Origin of the sequence: Micrococcus sp. KRD026 (genome assembly GCF_017168445.1) — a bacterium.
GTDB lineage: Bacteria > Actinomycetota > Actinomycetes > Actinomycetales > Micrococcaceae > Micrococcus > Micrococcus luteus.
Window position 1 is genome coordinate 55,417 of sequence record NZ_JABFBA010000001.1, and the last position, 18,043, is coordinate 73,459.

Sequence of the window (18,043 nt, forward strand, 5' to 3'; positions counted from 1 at the left end):
CCGCCGACCACCCGGGCGACGCCGAGGTCGGCGAGGGCCGGGCTGCCGTCGACGCCGAACAGGACGTTCGCCGGGGACACGTCGCCGTGCACCACCCCCTCGCGGTGCAGGCACGCGAGAGCCTGGGCGATCGGGACGAGCACGGTGACGGCCTGCCCCGGGCTCAGGGGTCCGACCCGCTGCACCATGTCCTGCAGCGTGCCGGCCGCGCGGTGCTCGGTGAGGACCCCGAGGCCCCGGTCCGTCTCCACCACGCCGAGCACGCGCAGCAGATGGGGATGCGCGACCCGTCCGGCCTGCGCCTCCGCCGCCAGCGCATCCGGCGCCGCGCCGGCACGGGGCACCTTCAGGGCGGCCCGGACGCCCCGACCGTCCTCGACGAGCCAGACCTCCGCCTGGGCGCCCGCGCCGAGCAGCCGGACGGGTTCCCAGCCCGGGGCGCGCGGCGCAGCCGTGCCCGGCTCCGACGACCTCTCCGGTTCGGTCTCCGGCCCGCCGCCGACGCGTCCGGCCGCGCCGCCGTCCGCCTCGTCCCAGTCCCGCATCGGTCTCCCCTCTCCGCCGCGCCGTCCGTTCCAGCCCAGGGTGCCGCATGTCCCCGAGCGTCACGGCGGTTGTCCACAGGTCCGGGCCCGAGGACTACAGTGGACGTCATGCCCGAGACACCCCTGCCGCCCCTGCGCGTGCTCGGCCTGGCGCCCGACCTGGTGGACTACCACGCCGCCTGGGACGCCCAACGCGCCCTGCACGCGGACGTCGTCGCCGGCCGCTCCGACGGCGAATTCCTCCTCCTGGAGCACGAAGCCGTCTACACGGCCGGTCGCCGCACCGAGGACGCCGAGCGCCCCACGGACGGCGCCCCCGTCGTGGACGTGGACCGCGGCGGCAAGATCACATGGCACGGGCCGGGCCAGCTGGTCGGCTACCCCGTGGTCCGGCTGCGCGACCGTGCCCACGTCAAGGACTACGTCTGGTTCCTCGAGGAGCTGCTGATCCGCACCGCCGCCGAGTTCGGCGTCACGGCCGTCCGCGTGGACGGGCGGGCAGGCATCTGGGTCCTCGCGGACCGGGACGACGACGGCACGGCCCGCCCGGACCGCAAGGTCGGCGCCATCGGCCTGTCCATCCACGACGGCGTCTCGATGCACGGCTTCGCACTGAACTGCTCCAACTCCCTGGCCCCCTACGAGGGCATCATCGCGTGCGGCATCACGGACGCCGCCACCACCACCCTGTCGGTCGAGACGGGCCGGACCATCACCCCGGCCGACGTCGTGCCGGTGCTCACCCGTCATCTGGACGAGCTCGGGCCTGCGTACATCGCCGTCACCCCCACGGAAGGAATCCCCGCATGAGCCTCGCCCCCGAAGGACGCCGCCTGCTGCGCGTGGAGGCGCGCAACGCCGAGGTGCCCGTCGAGCGCAAGCCCGAGTGGATCAAGGCCAAGGTCCACATGGGCCCCGAGTACATCGGCCTGAAGAACAAGGTCAAGTCCGCCGGCCTGCACACCGTGTGCGAGGAGGCCGGCTGCCCCAACATCTTCGAGTGCTGGGAGGACCGCGAGGCCACGTTCCTCATCGGCGGGGACATCTGCACCCGCCGGTGTGACTTCTGCGACATCACCTCCGGCAAGCCGCGCCCCCTGGACATGGAGGAGCCGCAGAAGGTCGCCGAGAACATCCGCGAGATGGACCTGCGGTACGCCACCGTCACGGGCGTGGCCCGTGACGACCAGAAGGACGGCGCGGCGTGGCTCTACGCGGAGACCATCCGCCGCATCCACGCGCTCAACCCGGGGACCGGCGTCGAGATCCTGCCGCCGGACTTCGGCGCGGTGCCGGAGCTCGTCCAGCAAGTGTTCGACGCGCGGCCCGAGGTGTTCGCGCACAACCTGGAGACGGTGCCGCGCATCTTCAAGCGCATCCGCCCGGCCTTCACGTACGAGAAGTCCCTCCGGGTGCTCACGATGGCCAAGGCCGACGGGCTCGTGACCAAGTCCAACCTCATCCTCGGCATGGGCGAGGAGGACCACGAGATCGACCAGGCCCTGGTGGACCTGCACGAGGCCGGCTGCGACATCATCACCATCACGCAGTACGTGCGGCCCTCGAAGCTGCACCACCCCATCGACCGCTGGGTGAAGCCGCAGGAGTTCGTCCAGTGGTCCCAGCGCGCCGAGGAGATCGGTTTCCAGGGCGTCATGGCGGGCCCGCTGGTGCGCTCGTCGTACCGCGCGGGCAAGCTCTATGCGCAGGCCATGCAGCGCCTCGGCCGGACCCTGCCGGAGAACCTGGCGCACCTGGCCGGGGAGAAGACCGCCCGCCAGGAGGCCTCCGCCGTCGTCGCCCAGATGTCCTGAGCCGCCCGACTAGACTGGACCCCGTCATGACGAAGAACAGCCAGCCCCCCGCGTCCTCCTCCGGCTCCACCTCCGCCACGCTCAAGGAGGTCAAGGCCATGCAGCGCGAGCGTCGCCTCCGCGAGAAGGAGCAGGCGAAGGCCCAGCGCCGGGACAAGCGCGCCACGAAGGGCCCGGGCGTGATCTCCCAGCTCAAGCAGGCCTACGCCATGACCAAGGCGCACGACCCCAAGGTCGGACTGTGGATGCTGCTGGCCTTCCTGGGCGCCCTGGTCGTCGGCCTCGTCATCGGCCTCCTGCTGGACAACTGGATCACGTGGCTGCTCATCGCGATCCCGTTCGGTGTGCTCGCCGCCGTCGTCATCCTGAACCGGAAGGCGCGCCGCGCCGGGTTCGCCCAGCTCGAGGGCCGCCCCGGCGCCGCCGGCGCCGCGCTCTCCACGCTGGGCCGCGGCTGGATCGTGTCCGAGCAGCCGGCCGCCGTGAACCCGAAGACCCAGGACCTCGTCTACCGCGCCGTGGGCCGGCCGGGCGTCGTGCTGGTGACGGAGGGCCCCTCCCCCCGCGTCGCCGCGCTGGTGGTCAAGGAGGAGAAGGCCATGCGCCGCTTCCTGCCCGGCGTGCCCGTCACCGTGGTGGAGTCCGGCAACGGCCAGGGCCAGGTCCCGCTGCACGAGCTGCCCGGCACGCTCAAGGGCATGAAGAAGGCCCTCACGGCGCAGGAGGTCCAGGCCGTGGACAAGCGTCTGACCGCGCTCAACACCAACCGGCTGCCCATCCCCAAGGGCGTCGACCCGAACAAGGTGCGCCCGAGCCGGCGCGCCATGCGCGGCCGCTGAGCGCCGACGCACCCGCGCGAAAGGGGGGCGCCCCGCCGAGGATTCGGCCGCTCACATGCGGATCTCGACGGTGCCGGCGACCTTGTCGTGCATGCCGCGGCCGTCCGGGCCGACGACGACGGCCGGCAGCACGAGGCACAGCAGCGCCGTGCGCACCACCACGCGGTGCACGGGGGCGGTCCGGCCGCCGAGGCGCACCACCTGGGTGCGGCACACGGCCTTGCCCACGGTGGTGGCCAGCAGGGTGATGCCCAGGATGTGCATGGTGGCGAAGACCATCAGGGTGGCGATCGCGTCGGAGTCGAAGAGCAGCCAGGACACGCCCAGGGCCAGGAACCAGTCGATCACGAGGGCGACGGCGCGGCGGGCCGCAGTGGCCATCGAGGTCGGGCCGTGCTCGGGCAGGCCCAGCAGGTCCCCCGGCCAGCGGCCGCCGGCCAGGCCGCCGCCCGGACCGTCCACCCAGCCGGCGAGGTCGCGCCGGGTGATCAGCGGCTCGTCGCGGCGGGTCGGTTCGGGCTCTTGCGCGGGGTCGGGTGCTCTGCGTGCCACCGGCCCAGCCTACCGGCGCGGAACCGCGAGGCTCGCCGTGGGGCGTCACCGACGCCCACGGAGGCCGCCGGGCAAGTAGGGTGATGACACCCGCCACGCCAGCGCCGCCGTGCCGGACATGCCACCATCGTCACGACCACAGGAGCGCACCATGTTCACCTCCCCCGCGGACGTCCTCGCGTACATCAAGGATGAGGGGATCGAGTTCGTCGACGTCCGCTTCACCGACCTCCCCGGCATGCAGCACCACTTCAACGTGCCCGCCTCGAGCGTCGACGAGGACTTCTTCGTCACGGGCCAGCTCTTCGACGGCTCCTCGATCCGGGGCTTCGCCGGCATCGCCGAGTCCGACATGCAGCTCATCCCGGACGTCGCGACGGCCTTCGTGGACCCCTTCCGGGTCCGCAAGACCCTCACGATGAACTTCTCCATCGTGAACCCCCGCACCGGCGAGCCCTACCTGCGCGACCCGCGCGGCGTGGCCCAGCGCGCGGAGGCCTACCTGAGCTCCTCCGGCATCGCCGACACGGCGTTCTTCGCCCCCGAGGCCGAGTTCTTCATCTTCGAGGACGTCCGCTACGAGTCCTCCCCCCGCGGCTCGTTCTACGCCGTGGACTCGGACGAGGCCTGGTGGAACGCCTCCCGCGAGGACGAGGGCGGCAACCTGAGCCACAAGACCGGCCTCAAGGGCGGCTACTTCCCCGTCTCCCCCACGGACAAGCAGGCCGACCTGCGCGACGAGATCTGCTCGGTCCTGGCCGAGGTCGGCCTCGAGGTAGAGCGCTCCCACCACGAGGTGGGCGCCGCGGGCCAGGCGGAGATCAACTACCGCTTCAACACGCTGACCCACTCGGCGGACGACCTGCAGAAGTTCAAGTACGTCGTCAAGAACGTCGCCAACATGTTCGGCAAGTCCGCGACCTTCATGCCCAAGCCCGTCTTCGGCGACAACGGCTCCGGCATGCACTGCCACCAGTCCCTGTGGAACGGCGGCGAGCCGCTGTTCTTCGACGAGAAGGGCTACGCGAACCTCTCGGACACCGCCCGCTGGTACATCGGCGGCCTGCTGAAGCACGCCTCCGCGGTCCTGGCCTTCACCAACCCCACGGTGAACTCCTACCGCCGCCTGGTGCCGGGCTTCGAGGCCCCCGTGAACATGGTTTACTCGCAGGGCAACCGCTCGGCGGGCATCCGCATCCCGATCACCGGCTCCAACCCGAAGGCCAAGCGCATCGAGTTCCGCGCCCCGGACGCCTCGGGCAACCCGTACCTCGCGTTCGCCGCGCAGCTGATGGCCGGCCTGGACGGCATCCGCAACCGCATCGAGCCGGCCGAGCCGATCGACAAGGACCTCTACGAGCTGCCGGCCGAGGAGGCCGCCGACATCCAGAAGGCACCCGCCACCCTGGACGAGGCCCTGAACGCCCTCGAGGAGGACCACGAGTTCCTCCTGGCCGGCGACGTGTTCACCGAGGAGCTGATCGAGACCTGGATCGCGTACAAGCGCGAGATGGAGATCGCCCCGCTGGCCCTGCGCCCGAACCCCTACGAGTTCGAGCTGTACTACTCGGTCTGATCCGCCCGCCGCGGCCCCGACGACGGCCGTTCGTCTCCCACGCCGGAGGCGGGCGGCCGTCGTCGTGCCCGGCCGCGGAATAGTCCGGGGCCGGTGGGCGCTGGATCTGTGGAGACCTCCGCCCGGCCGGGCGGCCCGCAGACCAGGAGCACCATGACCGAGCACACCGCCCCCACCCCCCTGCCGCTGTCCCTGCTGGACCTCGCCCTCGTCCGCGACGGCGCCCCGATGGGCGAAGCCTTCGCCGAATCCGTGGAGCAGGCCCGCGTCGCCGAGGCCGCCGGCTTCCGGCGCGTCTGGTACGCGGAGCACCACAACATGCCCTCCATCGCCTCCTCCGCCACGGCCGTACTCATCGCGCACGTGGCCGCGCACACCGACTCGATCCGCCTCGGCTCCGGCGGCGTCATGCTGCCCAACCACTCGCCGCTGGTGATCGCCGAGCAGTTCGGCACCCTGGCCGAGCTGCACCCCGGCCGCATCGACCTGGGCCTGGGTCGCGCCCCCGGCACCGACCAGCGGACGCTGCAGGCGCTGCGCCGGGATCCGTCGGCGGCCGAGCGCTTCCCGCAGGACGTGCTCGAGCTGCAGGGCTACCTCACCGGCCAGAGCCTGATCCCCGGCATCGACGCCTACCCCGGCAAGGGCACCAACGTGCCGCTGTACATCCTCGGCTCCTCGGCGTTCGGCGCCCAGCTGGCCGCGCAGCTCGGCCTGGGCTACGCGTTCGCGAGCCACTTCGCACCGCAGATGCTCGAGCATGCGGCGCGCCTGTACCGGGAGCACTTCGAGCCCTCCGAGGCCCTCGCGGAGCCGCACTTCATCGCGGCGGCCAACGTGATCGCCGCGGACACCGAGGAGGTGGCCGAGCGGGAGTGGCAGGCCGCGCAGCGGGCGCGCATCCGGATGATGCTCGGCCGGGGCCGCACCCTCACCGACGACGAGGTCGAGATGCTGCTGCACTCCCCCGCCGGTCAGCAGGTGCTCGGGATGCTCGAGTGCACGGCCGTGGGCACCGGCCCGACGACGGCGGCGTGGCTGCACGACTTCGCGGCGCGGGTCCAGGCGGACGAGCTGATCATCACGACGGCGGCCCAGGACGCCGGCGTGCGGCGACGCACCCTGGAGCTGCTCGGGGAGCACGTCGTGCGCGCCTGAGCCGGCGCTCGTGACACCGGAGCACGGCCGGCCCGCCACCCCGTCGAGGTGGCGGGCCGGCGTCGTTCAGAGCCCGTAGAACCGGGTCTCGAACACCTGACGGGCCAGGCGGGTCACCCGCAGGTAGCGCTCCTCGAGCTCCCCGCCGGCCGTGCCCACCCCGCTGAGGCGGGCCACGGCCTCGAGGTCGCGCATGTTCGTGGGCAGCACGTCCGAGACCTTGCCCGTCCACAGCAGCAGGGCGGCGCGGATCCGGGTGGCCAGCAGCCACGCCTCCTCCAGCACGGCGACCTCGGCCTCGGGCAGCAGCCCGTGCCGGGCGATCGCCCGCAGGGCCGGCAGCGTGCCGGTGACCCGCAGGTCCTCGACCTCTCCCGCGTGGCGCAGCTGCAGGGACTGCACCAGCCACTCCACGTCCGAGAGCCCGCCGCGGCCGAGCTTGACGTGCCGGGAGGGGTCCGCGCCGCGGGGCAGGCGCTCGGCCTCCACACGGGCCTTGATGCGCCGGATCTCCCGCGCGTCCGCGGTGGTCAGGTCCCCGGCGTAGCGGACGCCGTCGGCCCAGCGGCGGAAGTCGGTGGCGAGGTCGTCGTCGCCGGCCAGGGGGCGGGCGCGCAGCAGCGCCTGACGCTCCCACACCTCGGCCCAGCGGCCGTAGTACTCCCGGTACGAGTCCAGGGTGCGCACCAGGGGCCCCTGGCGTCCCTCGGGGCGCAGGTCGGCGTCCACCTCGAGCGGCCGCTCGCCGGGCAGCGGCGGGGTCGCGGGGCGGTGCAGCAGGGACATCAGCGTCCGCACGACCTCCTCGGCCTGCTCGCGCGCCCGCCCCTCGTCGACGCCGGGGCGTGGCCGATGCACGAACAGGGCGTCCAGGTCCGAGCCGTAGGTGATCTCCCGCCCGCCCTGGCGGCCCATGGCCACCACGAGCACGTCGGTGAGCGGGTCGGCGTCCCCGACGACGGCGCGCGAGGCCACGCGCAGGGCGCCGACGACGGTGATCTGGTCGATGTCCGACAGGGCCCCGGTGACGGCCTCGAGGTCCAGCAGCCCCGAGATGTCCGCCAGGGCCACGCGCAGGGTCTCGCTGCGCCGCACCTGCCGCACATGGCGCACGGCCGCGGGGGCCTCCTCCGCGGCCACGCGGCGGTCGAGCCGCGCGTCGACCTGGCGCCACAGCTGGATCGCGCCCCGGGGGTCGAGCTCCCGGTCGTCGCCCACCCAGGCCACGGCCTCGGGCGAGTGCTCGAGCAGGTCCCCCACGAACCGGGAGCCGGACAGGACCAGGCACAGCCGTCGGGCGGCGTCCGAGGAGTCGCGGAGCATCCGCAGATACCAGGCCGTGCCGCCCAGCGACTCGGAGAGCCGGCGGAAGGCGAGCAGGCCGCCGTCGGGGTCGGCGCCCCGCGCGAACCAGCCGAGCATGGCCGGCAGCAGCTGCCGCTGGACCGCGGCCCGGCGCGAGACGCCCTGCGTGAGGGCCTCGATGTGCCGCAGGGCGCCCTGCGGGTCGCGGTAGCCCAGCGCCGCCAGGCGGTCGCGGACGGCCTCCGCGGACAGCCGCACGTCCTCGGCGGACAGGGCGGCCGTCGTCGACAGCAGCGGCCGGTAGAACACGGTCTCGTGGAGACCGCGCACGGCGCGGCGCACGCGCGTGAACTCGGCCTGGAGGTCCTCGCCGGTGGCGGGGCCCCGGTCGGCGGCGCCGCGCATCGACCGGGCGACGACGCGGCGGGCCTCTTCCTTGACCGGCATCAGGTGGGTGCGCCGCAGGTGCACGAGCTGGATGCGGTGCTCGAGGGTGCGCAGCCACCGGTAGTGCTCGTCGAACGCCCGCGCGTCTCGCGTGGTGACGTAGGAGGCGGCGTGCAGCGCCCGCACCGCGTCGAGCGTGCCGCGCACCCGCAGCGACTCGTCCGCACGGCCGTGCACGAGCTGGAGCAGCTGGGCCGTGAACTCGACGTCGCGCAGGCCGCCGGGCCCGAGCTTGATCTCCCGCTCGCGCTCCGCGGGGGCGAGGGTGTCCAGGACCCGGGCGCGCATGGCCCGGACGGACTCGACGAACCCGTCGCGCGCGGAGGACTCCCACACCCGGGGCCAGATTTCCGCGATGTAGCGCTCGCCGAGCTGTGGCGAGCCCGCGATGGGGCGGGCCTTGAGCAGGGCCTGGAACTCCCAGCCGTGGGCCCAGCGGCGGTAGTACTCGGCGTGGGACTCCACGGTGCGGCTCAGGGCGCCGTCCTTGCCCTCGGGACGCAGGTTGGCGTCGACTTCCCACAGTCCCGGCTCGGGGGCCGCGCCCTGGATCACGCGGCCGATGCCCGCGGCCAGCTCGGCCGCGAGCGCGGCGGCGCGCGGCCCGTCCGGGACCTCGGCGTCGGGGTCCGCGCCGTCCGCGGCCTCGCGGACGGCGTGGGCGAACACGACGTCCACGTCTGAGACGTAGTTGAGTTCGCCGGCGCCGCACTTGCCCATGCCGATCACGGCGAGGTCCACGCGGTCCACCACGGGGCCCTCCCGCTCGGTGAGGACGGCCCGTGAGACGGCGAGCGCCGCGTCCACGGCGGCGCCGGCCAGGTCCGCGAGCCAGCGGCCCACCGAGGGCATGGCCGCCGTGGGCTCGGCGGAGTCGAGGTCGCGCAGGGCGATCGCGGCCAGCTGGCGGCGGTAGGCGCGGCGCAAGGCGACGGCGGCGTCCTTGCCGGTGACGGCCGCGAGGGGGCGGTCGGCGTCCGGGTCGGCGCCCACCGAGTCCAGGAGCAGGCGGCGCAGGGCGGCGGACGCATCACCCCAGGGCTCGCCGGCGGTCGGGTCGGGCTGGGCGAGGGCGGGCGCGGTGGCGGCGGCCGCGTCCGGGTCGAGGACGAGGTCCAGTTGCTCGGGACGGCGGATGAGGAACTCGCCGAGGGCCTCGGAGGCGCCGAGCAGCCGCAGCAGGCGGGCCGTCGTCTCGGGGTCCCGGAGGGCGTGGTGGACGCGGGGCTCGCGCTCGGCCAGGCGCACCCACAGCAGCAGGGCCCGGTCGGGATCGGCGGCGTGGCCGAGGAGCTCGACGAGGGGACGCACGTCCACGCCCTCGAACTCGGGCGAGGTGAGCAGCGTCTGCACGCGGCCAGCGTCGGCGACGCCGGCGTGCGCGAGGGTGCGGCGGTCCGGGACGGCGGGCAGCGCACCGGTGGTGGACAGGGAGGACACGGGCACCCGTCTCAGAGGCCGGAGAGGTAGCGGCGGAGCTCGTACGGGGTGACCTCCACGCGGTAGTCGTCCCATTCCTGCCGCTTGTTGCGCAGGAGTGCGTCGAAGACGTGCTCGCCCAGCACGGACGCCACGAACTCGGACTCCTCAGCGGTGCGCAGGGCGTCGTGCAGGGTGCCGGGCAGGGGGACATGGCCGAGCACGCGCCGCTCGTGGGTGGTCAACGCGCTGATGTCCTCGGCGGCGGCCTCGGGCACCTCGTAGCCCTCCTCGATGCCCTTGAGCCCGGCCGCGATCAGCAGGGCGTAGGCGAGGTACGGGTTGGCCGAGGCGTCGATACCGCGGTACTCGATGCGGGCCGAGCCGGCCTTGTCCGGCTTGTACAGGGGAACGCGCACGAGGGCGGAACGGTTGTTGTGCCCCCACGAGGTGTACGACGGGGCCTCTCCCCCGCCCCAGAGACGCTTGTAGGAGTTGACGAACTGGTGGGTCACCGCGGTGATCTCCACGGAGTGGCGCAGCAGGCCCGCGATGAACCGGCGGCCCGTGACGGAGAGCCGGAACTCGTCCGCAGGGTCGTAGAACGCGTTCGCGTCGCCCTCGAAGAGGGAGAAGTGAGTGTGCATGCCGGAGCCCGGGTGGTGGGAGAACGGCTTGGGCATGAACGTGGCGTACGTGCCCTGGGCGGCGGCGACCTCCTTGACGACGGTCCGGAACGTCATCACGTTGTCCGCCGTCGTGAGCGCGTCCGCCGCGCGCAGGTCGATCTCGTTCTGGCCGGGGCCGTTCTCGTGGTGGCTGAACTCGACGGAGATGCCCATGCCCTCGAGGAGGCTGACGGCGTCGCGGCGGAAGTCGGCCGCGTCGGAGCCGGGCACGTTGTCGAAGTAGCCCGCGCGGTCCACGGGCACCGGCTCCCCGTCCGGGCCGGGCTGGTCCGACTGCAGGAGGTAGAACTCGATCTCCGGGTGGGTGAAGCACGTGAAGCCCCGGTCCGCGGCCCGGTCCAGCACGCGGCGCAGCACGTGCCGCGGGTCGGCGGGGGCGGGCCGGCCGTCCGGGGTGAGCACGTCGCAGAACATCCGGGAGCTCTGTCCCTGGTCGCCGCGCCAGGGCAGGATCTGGAAGGTCGAGGGATCGGGCTGCAGCAGCATGTCCGACTCCGAGATGCGGGTGTATCCGTCGATCGAGGAGCCGTCGAAGCCCAGGCCCTCCGTGAAGGCGTTCTCCACCTCGGCCGGAGACAGGGCCACCGACTTCAGCGTACCGATCACGTCCGTGAACCAGAGCCTGACGAACCTGACGTCCCGGTCCTCGATGGTGCGGAGCACGTAGTCCTGCTGTCGATCCATGCCGCCACTCTAGATGTTGTGGGTCATGAGGTTCTTGCCACGAGGCGCCGGCTGAGATGAGACGAGTGGGCCCCGCCCCGCAGGATGGAAGTTCCTACACCACCCACCTGCCAGAAGAGACCCACTCATGACTCACGCTAACGCACCCCTGACCCCGACCGGCCGGCTGCGCATGGTCCAACGCCACCTGCACGACGGGATCCCGCAGGCGCACGTGGCAGCCGAGTTCCGCGTCAGCCGGCCCACGGTGGCCACCTGGGTCGCCCGCTACCGCGCCCAGGGAGAAGCCGGCCTTCAGGACCTGCCCAGCCGGCCGCACCGTTCACCTGCCCAGCTCGATCCGGTCCTGGTCGCCCAGATCCACGCCCTGCGGCGGGAGCGCAAGTGGTCCGCACGGCGCATCCATCACCACCTCGCCTCCGAAGGCCACCAGCTGTGCCTGCGCACCGTGGGGAGGTGGCTGCACCGACTCGGGATCTCCCGCCTACGGGACCTGACCCCGGCCGGAGAAGACCTGCGCCAACGACCCCAGAAGATCACCGCCCGCGGCCCGGGGCACATGGTGCACCTGGACGTGAAGAAGATCGGACGCATCCCCGAGGGGGGCGGCTGGCGTGCTCACGGCCGGGACTCCGAGAACGCGCGAGCAGCCAAGCGCGGGCCTGGCCGACGGGTCGGCTACACCTACCTGCACTCGGCGATCGACGGGTACACCCGCCTGGCCTACACCGAGGCGTTGGAGGATGAGCGGACGGTGACCACGATCGGGTTCTTCTGCCGGGCGAGGGCGTTCTTCGCCGCCCACGGCATCACCGTGGACCGGGTGATCACGGACAACGGCAACAACTACCGGGCCGTGGACTTCACCCGGAAGGTGGTCTCGCTCGGGGGCCGGCACCACCGGATCCGACCCTACACCCCGCGCCACAACGGGAAGGTCGAACGCTACAACCGGCTGATGGTGGACGAGGTCCTCTACGCCCGCCCGTACTCCTCAGAGCAAGCTCGGCGTGAGGCCCTTCAGGTGTGGGTGAACCACTACAACTACCATCGGCCTCATACCTCCTGCGGAGACGCTCCTCCGGCCTCACTGGCACCGACCCGAGTCAACAACGTCATGCCCTCCTACACCTAGACTGGAAGGATGGGCCGTTACATCATCCCCGCCGCGATCGTCCTCGTGGGCCTCACGCTGTACGCGCTATTCGAGGCCCTCATGACCCCCGCCCACGAGGTGCGCAGCCTGCCGAAGTGGGGCTGGGTGGCCGTCGTGGTCCTGCTCCCCCTCGTGGGCCCGCTGCTGTGGCTCGTGCTGGGCCGCGCCCGCGTGGCCCGCGGCACGGCGCGTCCGGCGCCCCGCGGCCCCGGCGCCCCCGACGACGACGAGGCGTTCCTGCGCAGCCTCCGCGTCCAGCGGCGCCAGGCCGAGCGTGAGCAGGAGCTGGACCGGCGTGACGCCGAGCTGAAGGCCCGCGAGGAGGAGTTGCGCCGTCGTCGTGAGCGGGGCGAGGAGCCCGACGCCGACGATCCGGACGCCCCCACCCCCTGACCTCTCCCAGGAACACTTTCGCTCGTGAAAACGTCGCTACCATCCCGGAAATCCGGGGCGGTAGCGACGTTTTCACGAGCGAAAGCGCTGGGGGGTGGAAGCGTGAGGCCTCGGGTCAGCTGGGCAGCCCCGCGTAGGAGTGCAGGCCCGGGAAGTACGTGTTCACGATCGTGTAGTTGAACACGATGCAGAGGAAGCCCACGATGCTGAGCCAGGCGGCGCGCGCGCCGGTCCAGCCGCGGGTGGCGCGGGCGTGCAGGTACGCCGCGTAGACCACCCAGATCACGAAGGTCCAGACCTCCTTCGTGTCCCAGTTCCAGTAGCGGCCCCACGCGGCCTCGGCCCAGATGGCGCCGGCGATCAGCGTGAAGGTCCACATCACGAAGCCCACCGCGTTGATGCGGAAGGACCAGTTCTCCAGGGAGTCGGAGGAGGGCACGAGGCGCAGGAACGACCAGGTGGGCTCGCCCGCTGCGGCGCGCTTCTCGGCGCGGTCCTGGAGCAGCTGCAGCATGGACATGGCGGCGGTCAGCGCGAACAGCGAGCTGGCCAGCACGGCGATGGACACGTGGATGACGAGCCACGGCGTCTGCAGCGGCGGCTGGAGGTGGCCCACCGGCGTCGGGAAGCCCATGGTGGCCGCGCACATCATCGCCACGACGATGCCGGTGACGAACGTGCCCACGAAGCGCAGATCCTTGCGCAAGAGGAACAGCAGGTAGACGGTCGTGATCACGAGCGCGCCCGTGGTCATGAACTCGTACAGGTTGCCCCACGGCACGCGGTAGGCGGCGAGGCCGCGGGCGACGACGGCGAACGCGTGCAGCGCCCAGCCGACGGCCAGCACGGCCACGGCCACGTTGGCGACCGGGCGGCGGCCGCCGCCCGTGTAGTCCATGTCCTCGTCCACGAGGTCGTCGTCCGCGTCGACGCCGGGCTCGGCGGCGGCCGGCCGGGCCGTGTCGGAGTCGCTCGCGCCGACCGCCGTGGACCCGCCGACGGCGACCCCCACGGTCTCGCGGGCCGGAGCGGTGCGCACCTGCCCGCGCTGGGCCGCGAGGTCGGCCTCGAGGCGGCGGATGGTGGCCGAGGCGGTGGCCATGTCGATGGTGAACAGGATGAACGCCGCCGCGTACACGAGCGCGGCGATGAGCATGAAGAGGTCGCTGTACAGCGCCAGTTGCTCGTTCACGGGGGCCGTGGGGTTGAACACTGTCAGTCTCCTGATCGGGGGGTGCGGGGACCGGCGAGGGTCTCGGGGGTGGTTCCAGTGTGGCCGACGGCGGCGGCCGATGCGACGGCCTCCTCCTCGGACTCGGGGGCGGCGACGGGCCACCAGCGCTCCATGGCCGAGCGCAGGGCCACGTGCTCCTCGTGCAAGCCGAACTCCTCGCCGCGGGCGAGCAGCGCGTACTCCACGCGGGTGCGGCCGGCCTCGTCGGTGCGGGCGCGGACCCACACGCGGCGGCGGCGGACGAACAGGCTGATGACCAGCCCGAGCAGGGCGGTGCCGGCGAACACGCCGACGCCCCACTTGCCCGGGTCGTAGTGGATGTCCAGGCCGACGTAGCGGCGGACGCCGTCGAAGCTGATGGAGCCCTTGCCCTCGGGCAGCTCGTACGTCTGGCCCGGGCTGAGCACGATGCCGCCGTTCTCGTTGGTGCGGCTGTTGAGCTCGGTGAGGGATGCGGTGTCCAGCACGTACACGTTCTGCGGGCGGCCGGTGTCCAGGCCGAGGTCCCCGTAGTACGAGTTCAGCTGCAGCTCCGGGTTGAGCAGCTCGGGGTCCGCGGAGAACGCGGCGCCTTCCTCGTCCTCCACCGCCGAGGGCAGGAAGAAGCCGACGAAGCCCAGCTGGTCCGGCCGCGCGTCGGGGACCTTGATGGTGGCCTGCGAGCCGTAGTTCTGGTCGAACACGCGGGTGACCACGGGGCCCTGGAAGGCCACGTCCCCGGCGCCGTCGCGGATGGTCACCACGGGCGCGTAGCCGTTGCCCACGAGGTAGACGCGCACGCCGTCGATGTCCAGCGGCTGGTTGACCTTGAGGATCTGGCGCTGGAGCTCGCCGCCGGTGCCCTCGCGGACGTCCATGACGGCGGTGTAGTCCAGCGGCTGGCCGTAGGTGGTCTCCGACTGCCGCTCGAACACGGCGTCGAACGAGTCGAGGGTGAGGGAGAACGGCTGGAGGTCGTCCGCGCTGAAGTAGGTGCCGGGGGTGAAGGAGTCGTAGGCCACGAGGTTGTTGGCGAAGCCCTCGCCCTCCACGATGATCTTCTGCCCGCCGTACTTGGTCATGCCGCCGTAGGCCATGAACACGAGCACGCCGATCAGCGAGACGTGGAACAGGATGTTGCCGATCTCGCGCAGGTATCCGCGCTCGGCGCCCACGGACGCGCCGCCGGCCTCGGGGCGGTGCTCCACGCGGTAGCGGCGCTTGCGCAGCCACGCCTGGGCTCTGGCCACGGCCTCCTCGGGGCCGGGGCCGCCGTCCTCCAGGACCACGACGCCGGAAGCCGGCAGGCGCGTCAGGTTGCGGGGGGTGCGGGCCGGGGGCTGGCGCAGGGCCTTGGCGTGCTGGATGGCGCGCGGCCACACGCAGCCCACGAGGGAGACGAACAGCAGCAGGTAGATGGCCGAGAACCAGACGGAGTTGTAGACGTCGAAGAACTGCAGGGCGTCCAGGACGGGGCCCCACACGGGGTTGTCCTCGATCCACTGGTCCACGATCTCGGGGCCGGCACGGCGCTGGGGCACGAGGGAGCCGGGCACGGCGGCGACGGCGAGCAGGAGCAGCAGCATGAGCGCGGTGCTCATGCTGGTCAGCTGGGTCCAGATCCAGCGCAGGGTGCCCGCCAGGCCGAGGCGCGGCAGGGTGACGGGCTCGGAGCGCGTCCGGGCGGCCTTGGAGCTCACAGGGGCATCTCCCATTCGTTGGCGAACCACAGCTGCAGCTGCGTGGTCCAGGCGGTCCAGACGCCGGTGACCATGAGCAGGCCCAGCGCGATCAGCAGGGCGCCGCCGAGGCGCATGATCAGCACGCGGTGCCGGAGGAAGAACCCGAGGGCCCGCATGCCGCGCTCCATGCCGAGGGCCATGAGCACGAACGGCAGGCCCAGGCCGAGGCAGTAGAGGAAGGCGAGCAGGGCGCCGCGGCCCACGGAGCCGGAGCTGGCCGTGGACATGGCCAGGACGGCGGCCATGGTGGGGCCGATGCACGGCGCCCAGCCCAGGCCGAAGGTCATGCCCAGCAGGGGCGCGCCGACCAGGCCGGCGGCGGGCTTGAAGTGGACGCGGCGCTCCTGCTGAAGCCGGCCGCCGCCGCCGAGGAACACGAGGCCCATGAGCATCACGAGCACGCCGAGCACGGGGGTGACCCAGGCGCCGTCGCGCCGCAGCCAGACCATGGCCTGGGTGAACACCACGGTGATGCCCACGAACACCACGGCGAACCCGAGCACGAACAGCACGGAGCCGAGCACGAGGCGCCCGCGGCGGCGGCTGGTGAGCACGTCCCCGCCGAGGCCGGTGACGTACCCGAGGTAGCCGGGCACGAGCGGCAGCACGCACGGGGAGAGGAAGGAGATCAGGCCGGCCAGCACGGCGATCGGCGCGGCCAGCAGCAGGGAGCCGTCGAGGGCGATCTCGGCGAAGGGGTTGCTCTGCATGGACACGGCGGCCGGGTCAGGCCGCGGCCTCGTCCACCACGGTGGTGAGCAGGGCGCGCAGGGTGGACTCCTCCACGGCGCCGAGCACGCGGGCGGCCACGCGGCCCTCGACGTCCAGGACGAGGGTGGAGGGCACGGCCTGCGGGGGCACGTAGTCGGTCATGTTCAGGAGCACCTCCCCGCGGGCGTCCTCGATGGACGGGTAGGGGATCTCGAAGGTGCGCTCGAAGGCCTGCGCGGTGGTGACGGTGTCCCGGACGTTCACACCGAGGAACCGCACCCCCTGCGGGGCGAACTGCTCGTGCAGGGAGACGAGGTGGGGGGCCTCGACGCGGCACGGCGCGCAGGCGGCGTACCAGAAGTTCAGCAGGGCGGGGGTGCCGCGCAGGCTCGCGCCGGTCACGGGGGTGCCGTCGAAGAGCTCGGCGGCGAACTCCACGGGGGCGCCGCGCTCGGCGGGGGCGATCTCCAGGACGGAGCCGTCGCCGGCGATGTAGTTCTTGCCGTCCGCGTTGCCGGCCTGCCGCGTCAGCGAGTCGTCCCCCGAGCACGCCGCGAGGACGGGCGCGAGGCCGAGCAGCGAGAGGCCGGTCAGCACGGTGCGACGGGACGGACGGGGGGTCTGCATGGCGGGCTGCCCTCCAGGGGACGCGCGGGGCTGGATTCCGGGTACCTGGGGAGTCTACTGTCCGCCCCGCATTCTGACTGAACCCTGGACGTCACACCCCCACCCCGTGGGAGGCTGCGGCCGGCGTCGTCGACGCCGGCCGTCTCAGGCGCCCGGCAGGGAGGAGGCGTCCTTGAGCAGGGCCTGGTTCGGCTCGTGGTACTCGACGCGCGGCACCCCGCGCCCCTCCTCGTACACGAGCGAGGTCACGGAGGTCAGCGAGCACTCGCGGCGGCGCGGGTCGTGCCACAGCGGACGGCCCTCGACGGCCAGGCGCGTCACCCAGATCGGCAGCTGGTGCGAGACGAGCACGGACTCGGCGCCGGGCCCGTCGGCGGCCACGGCCTCGCCGCGGAGCCGGTCGACGACGGCCAGCATCCGGGCGGCCTGCGCGCGGTACGGCTCGCCCCAGGACGGGCGCAGGGGATTGCGCAGCCGGGGCCACAGCCGCGGGTTCCGCTTCAGCGACGCCGCCACCTGGGACATGCCCTCGAAGGCGTTCTCCGCCTCGATCAGGTCGGGCTCGGTGACCAGCGGCAGGTCGAACGCGGCCGCGAGGGGCGCGGCGGTCTGCTGCGCGCGGGTCAGCGGGGAGGCGGCGACGACGGCGGGCGCCCGGCCGGTCTGCGCGGCGCGCTCCGCGAACCACGCGGCCACGCCCCGGGCCATCTCGTGGCCGAGCTCCGAGAGCCCGAACTCCGGCAGGCGGCCGTAGAGGACACGGTCGGGGTTGTGGACTTCTCCGTGGCGGACCAGGTGGACGGTGGCGAGCGTCTGCATGGGGCCAGTCTGGCAGAGGCGGGCCGGTGGCTCCGGCGGTAGCGTGGGGCACAGCTCGGCGCGACCGCGCCGCCACCCCCGTCCGCACCGAGACGCCGCGAGCGTCGGCGTCGCTAGGAGGCCCCATGTCCGGCACCTCGCCCACCGATCCCCACGGCAGCCAGAACCCGTACGGCACCGACCCCTACGGCGCCGCCCCGCAGGGGCCGACCCCGGGCTCCCCTGACCCGGCGGGCGCGAGCCCGTACGGCCAGAACCCCTACGGCGCACCGCCGGCGGCTCCGTACGGCGCCCCGGGCCAGGCGGGGATGCCCCAGGCCCCCAGGACGGGGCCGAGCCATGCGTCGACGGCCG

16 protein-coding genes and 1 pseudogene are annotated in these 18,043 nt (G+C 72.9%); 8 read left to right on the plus strand and 9 right to left on the minus strand.

Going from position 1 to position 18,043, the window contains the following annotated elements; genetic code table 11:
- A partial coding sequence (locus J1M40_RS00215; protein WP_206450329.1) for a protein kinase occupies positions 1-545 on the minus strand: 545 nt, incomplete at its 3' end.
- 108 nt (positions 546-653) lie between these two features.
- Between J1M40_RS00215 and lipB the strand changes: the two genes are divergently transcribed.
- From lipB to J1M40_RS00230, 3 genes are read left to right on the plus strand one after another with little or no spacing between them, the layout of a single operon-like run.
- Positions 654-1,355 (plus strand): lipoyl(octanoyl) transferase LipB, encoded by a 702-nt coding sequence (gene lipB / locus J1M40_RS00220; RefSeq protein WP_036314221.1) that lies wholly within the window; start codon positions 654-656, stop codon positions 1,353-1,355.
- On the plus strand, positions 1,352-2,359 hold the full coding sequence (lipA, locus tag J1M40_RS00225) for a lipoyl synthase (protein WP_036383060.1): 1,008 nt from the start codon (positions 1,352-1,354) through the stop codon (positions 2,357-2,359). The genes lipB and lipA overlap by 4 nt, the downstream gene beginning before the upstream one ends.
- A 26-nt stretch (positions 2,360-2,385) precedes the next feature.
- A complete protein-coding gene (locus J1M40_RS00230; protein WP_036314203.1) occupies positions 2,386-3,198 on the plus strand; it encodes a DUF4191 domain-containing protein in 813 nt (270 codons plus the stop codon).
- Between the two features lie 51 nt (positions 3,199-3,249).
- Here J1M40_RS00230 and J1M40_RS00235 read toward each other — a convergent pair whose 3' ends face one another.
- Positions 3,250-3,750, minus strand: coding sequence for an RDD family protein (locus tag J1M40_RS00235; RefSeq protein WP_049146950.1), 501 nt, complete (start codon positions 3,748-3,750; stop codon positions 3,250-3,252).
- Positions 3,751-3,901: 151 nt separating this feature from the next.
- Between J1M40_RS00235 and glnA (J1M40_RS00240) the strand changes: the two genes are divergently transcribed.
- Together glnA (J1M40_RS00240) and J1M40_RS00245 are read left to right on the plus strand one after the other, a co-directional pair.
- Positions 3,902-5,326, plus strand: coding sequence for a type I glutamate--ammonia ligase (gene glnA / locus J1M40_RS00240; RefSeq protein WP_036314201.1), 1,425 nt, complete (start codon positions 3,902-3,904; stop codon positions 5,324-5,326).
- 153 nt (positions 5,327-5,479) lie between these two features.
- Entirely contained in the window at positions 5,480-6,484 is a 1,005-nt protein-coding gene (locus J1M40_RS00245) for an LLM class flavin-dependent oxidoreductase (RefSeq protein ID WP_036314199.1), read from the plus strand.
- Between the two features lie 66 nt (positions 6,485-6,550).
- Here the strand turns inward: J1M40_RS00245 and J1M40_RS00250 are convergent, their stop codons facing one another.
- Together J1M40_RS00250 and glnA (J1M40_RS00255) are read right to left on the minus strand one after the other, a co-directional pair.
- Positions 6,551-9,676 (minus strand): bifunctional [glutamine synthetase] adenylyltransferase/[glutamine synthetase]-adenylyl-L-tyrosine phosphorylase, encoded by a 3,126-nt coding sequence (locus tag J1M40_RS00250; protein ID WP_145950625.1) that lies wholly within the window; start codon positions 9,674-9,676, stop codon positions 6,551-6,553.
- 11 nt (positions 9,677-9,687) lie between these two features.
- A complete protein-coding gene (gene glnA / locus J1M40_RS00255) occupies positions 9,688-11,028 on the minus strand; it encodes a type I glutamate--ammonia ligase (RefSeq protein WP_036314197.1) in 1,341 nt (446 codons plus the stop codon).
- 127 nt (positions 11,029-11,155) lie between these two features.
- Between glnA (J1M40_RS00255) and J1M40_RS00260 the strand changes: the two genes are divergently transcribed.
- Complete coding sequence (locus J1M40_RS00260) at positions 11,156-12,163, plus strand: IS481 family transposase (RefSeq protein WP_206450316.1); 1,008 nt, start codon at positions 11,156-11,158, stop codon at positions 12,161-12,163.
- A gap of 9 nt (positions 12,164-12,172) precedes the next feature.
- The gene (locus J1M40_RS00265) at positions 12,173-12,577 is read left to right on the plus strand and encodes a PLDc N-terminal domain-containing protein (protein WP_113913823.1); all 405 of its coding nucleotides are present in this window, start codon (positions 12,173-12,175) and stop codon (positions 12,575-12,577) included.
- Positions 12,578-12,692: 115 nt separating this feature from the next.
- Here J1M40_RS00265 and ccsB read toward each other — a convergent pair whose 3' ends face one another.
- From ccsB to J1M40_RS00290, 5 genes are all read right to left on the minus strand, one after another.
- Positions 12,693-13,790, minus strand: coding sequence for a c-type cytochrome biogenesis protein CcsB (gene ccsB / locus J1M40_RS00270; RefSeq protein ID WP_113913824.1), 1,098 nt, complete (start codon positions 13,788-13,790; stop codon positions 12,693-12,695).
- A gap of 2 nt (positions 13,791-13,792) precedes the next feature.
- Positions 13,793-15,490 (minus strand): cytochrome c biogenesis protein ResB, encoded by a 1,698-nt coding sequence (locus J1M40_RS00275; protein ID WP_036336895.1) that lies wholly within the window; start codon positions 15,488-15,490, stop codon positions 13,793-13,795.
- Entirely contained in the window at positions 15,487-16,242 is a 756-nt protein-coding gene (locus tag J1M40_RS00280) for a cytochrome c biogenesis CcdA family protein (RefSeq protein ID WP_069941757.1), read from the minus strand. Before J1M40_RS00280 ends, J1M40_RS00275 begins: the two co-directional genes overlap by 4 nt.
- A 16-nt stretch (positions 16,243-16,258) precedes the next feature.
- Positions 16,259-16,870, minus strand: coding sequence for a TlpA disulfide reductase family protein (locus J1M40_RS00285; RefSeq protein ID WP_036336892.1), 612 nt, complete (start codon positions 16,868-16,870; stop codon positions 16,259-16,261).
- Positions 16,871-17,014: 144 nt separating this feature from the next.
- On the minus strand, positions 17,015-17,689 hold the full coding sequence (locus tag J1M40_RS00290; RefSeq protein ID WP_036336891.1) for a histidine phosphatase family protein: 675 nt from the start codon (positions 17,687-17,689) through the stop codon (positions 17,015-17,017).
- Between the two features lie 125 nt (positions 17,690-17,814).
- On the opposite strand from J1M40_RS00290, the pseudogene J1M40_RS00295 reads away from it, so the two are divergent.
- Positions 17,815-18,043, plus strand: a pseudogene (locus J1M40_RS00295) (hypothetical protein); the annotation flags it as partial.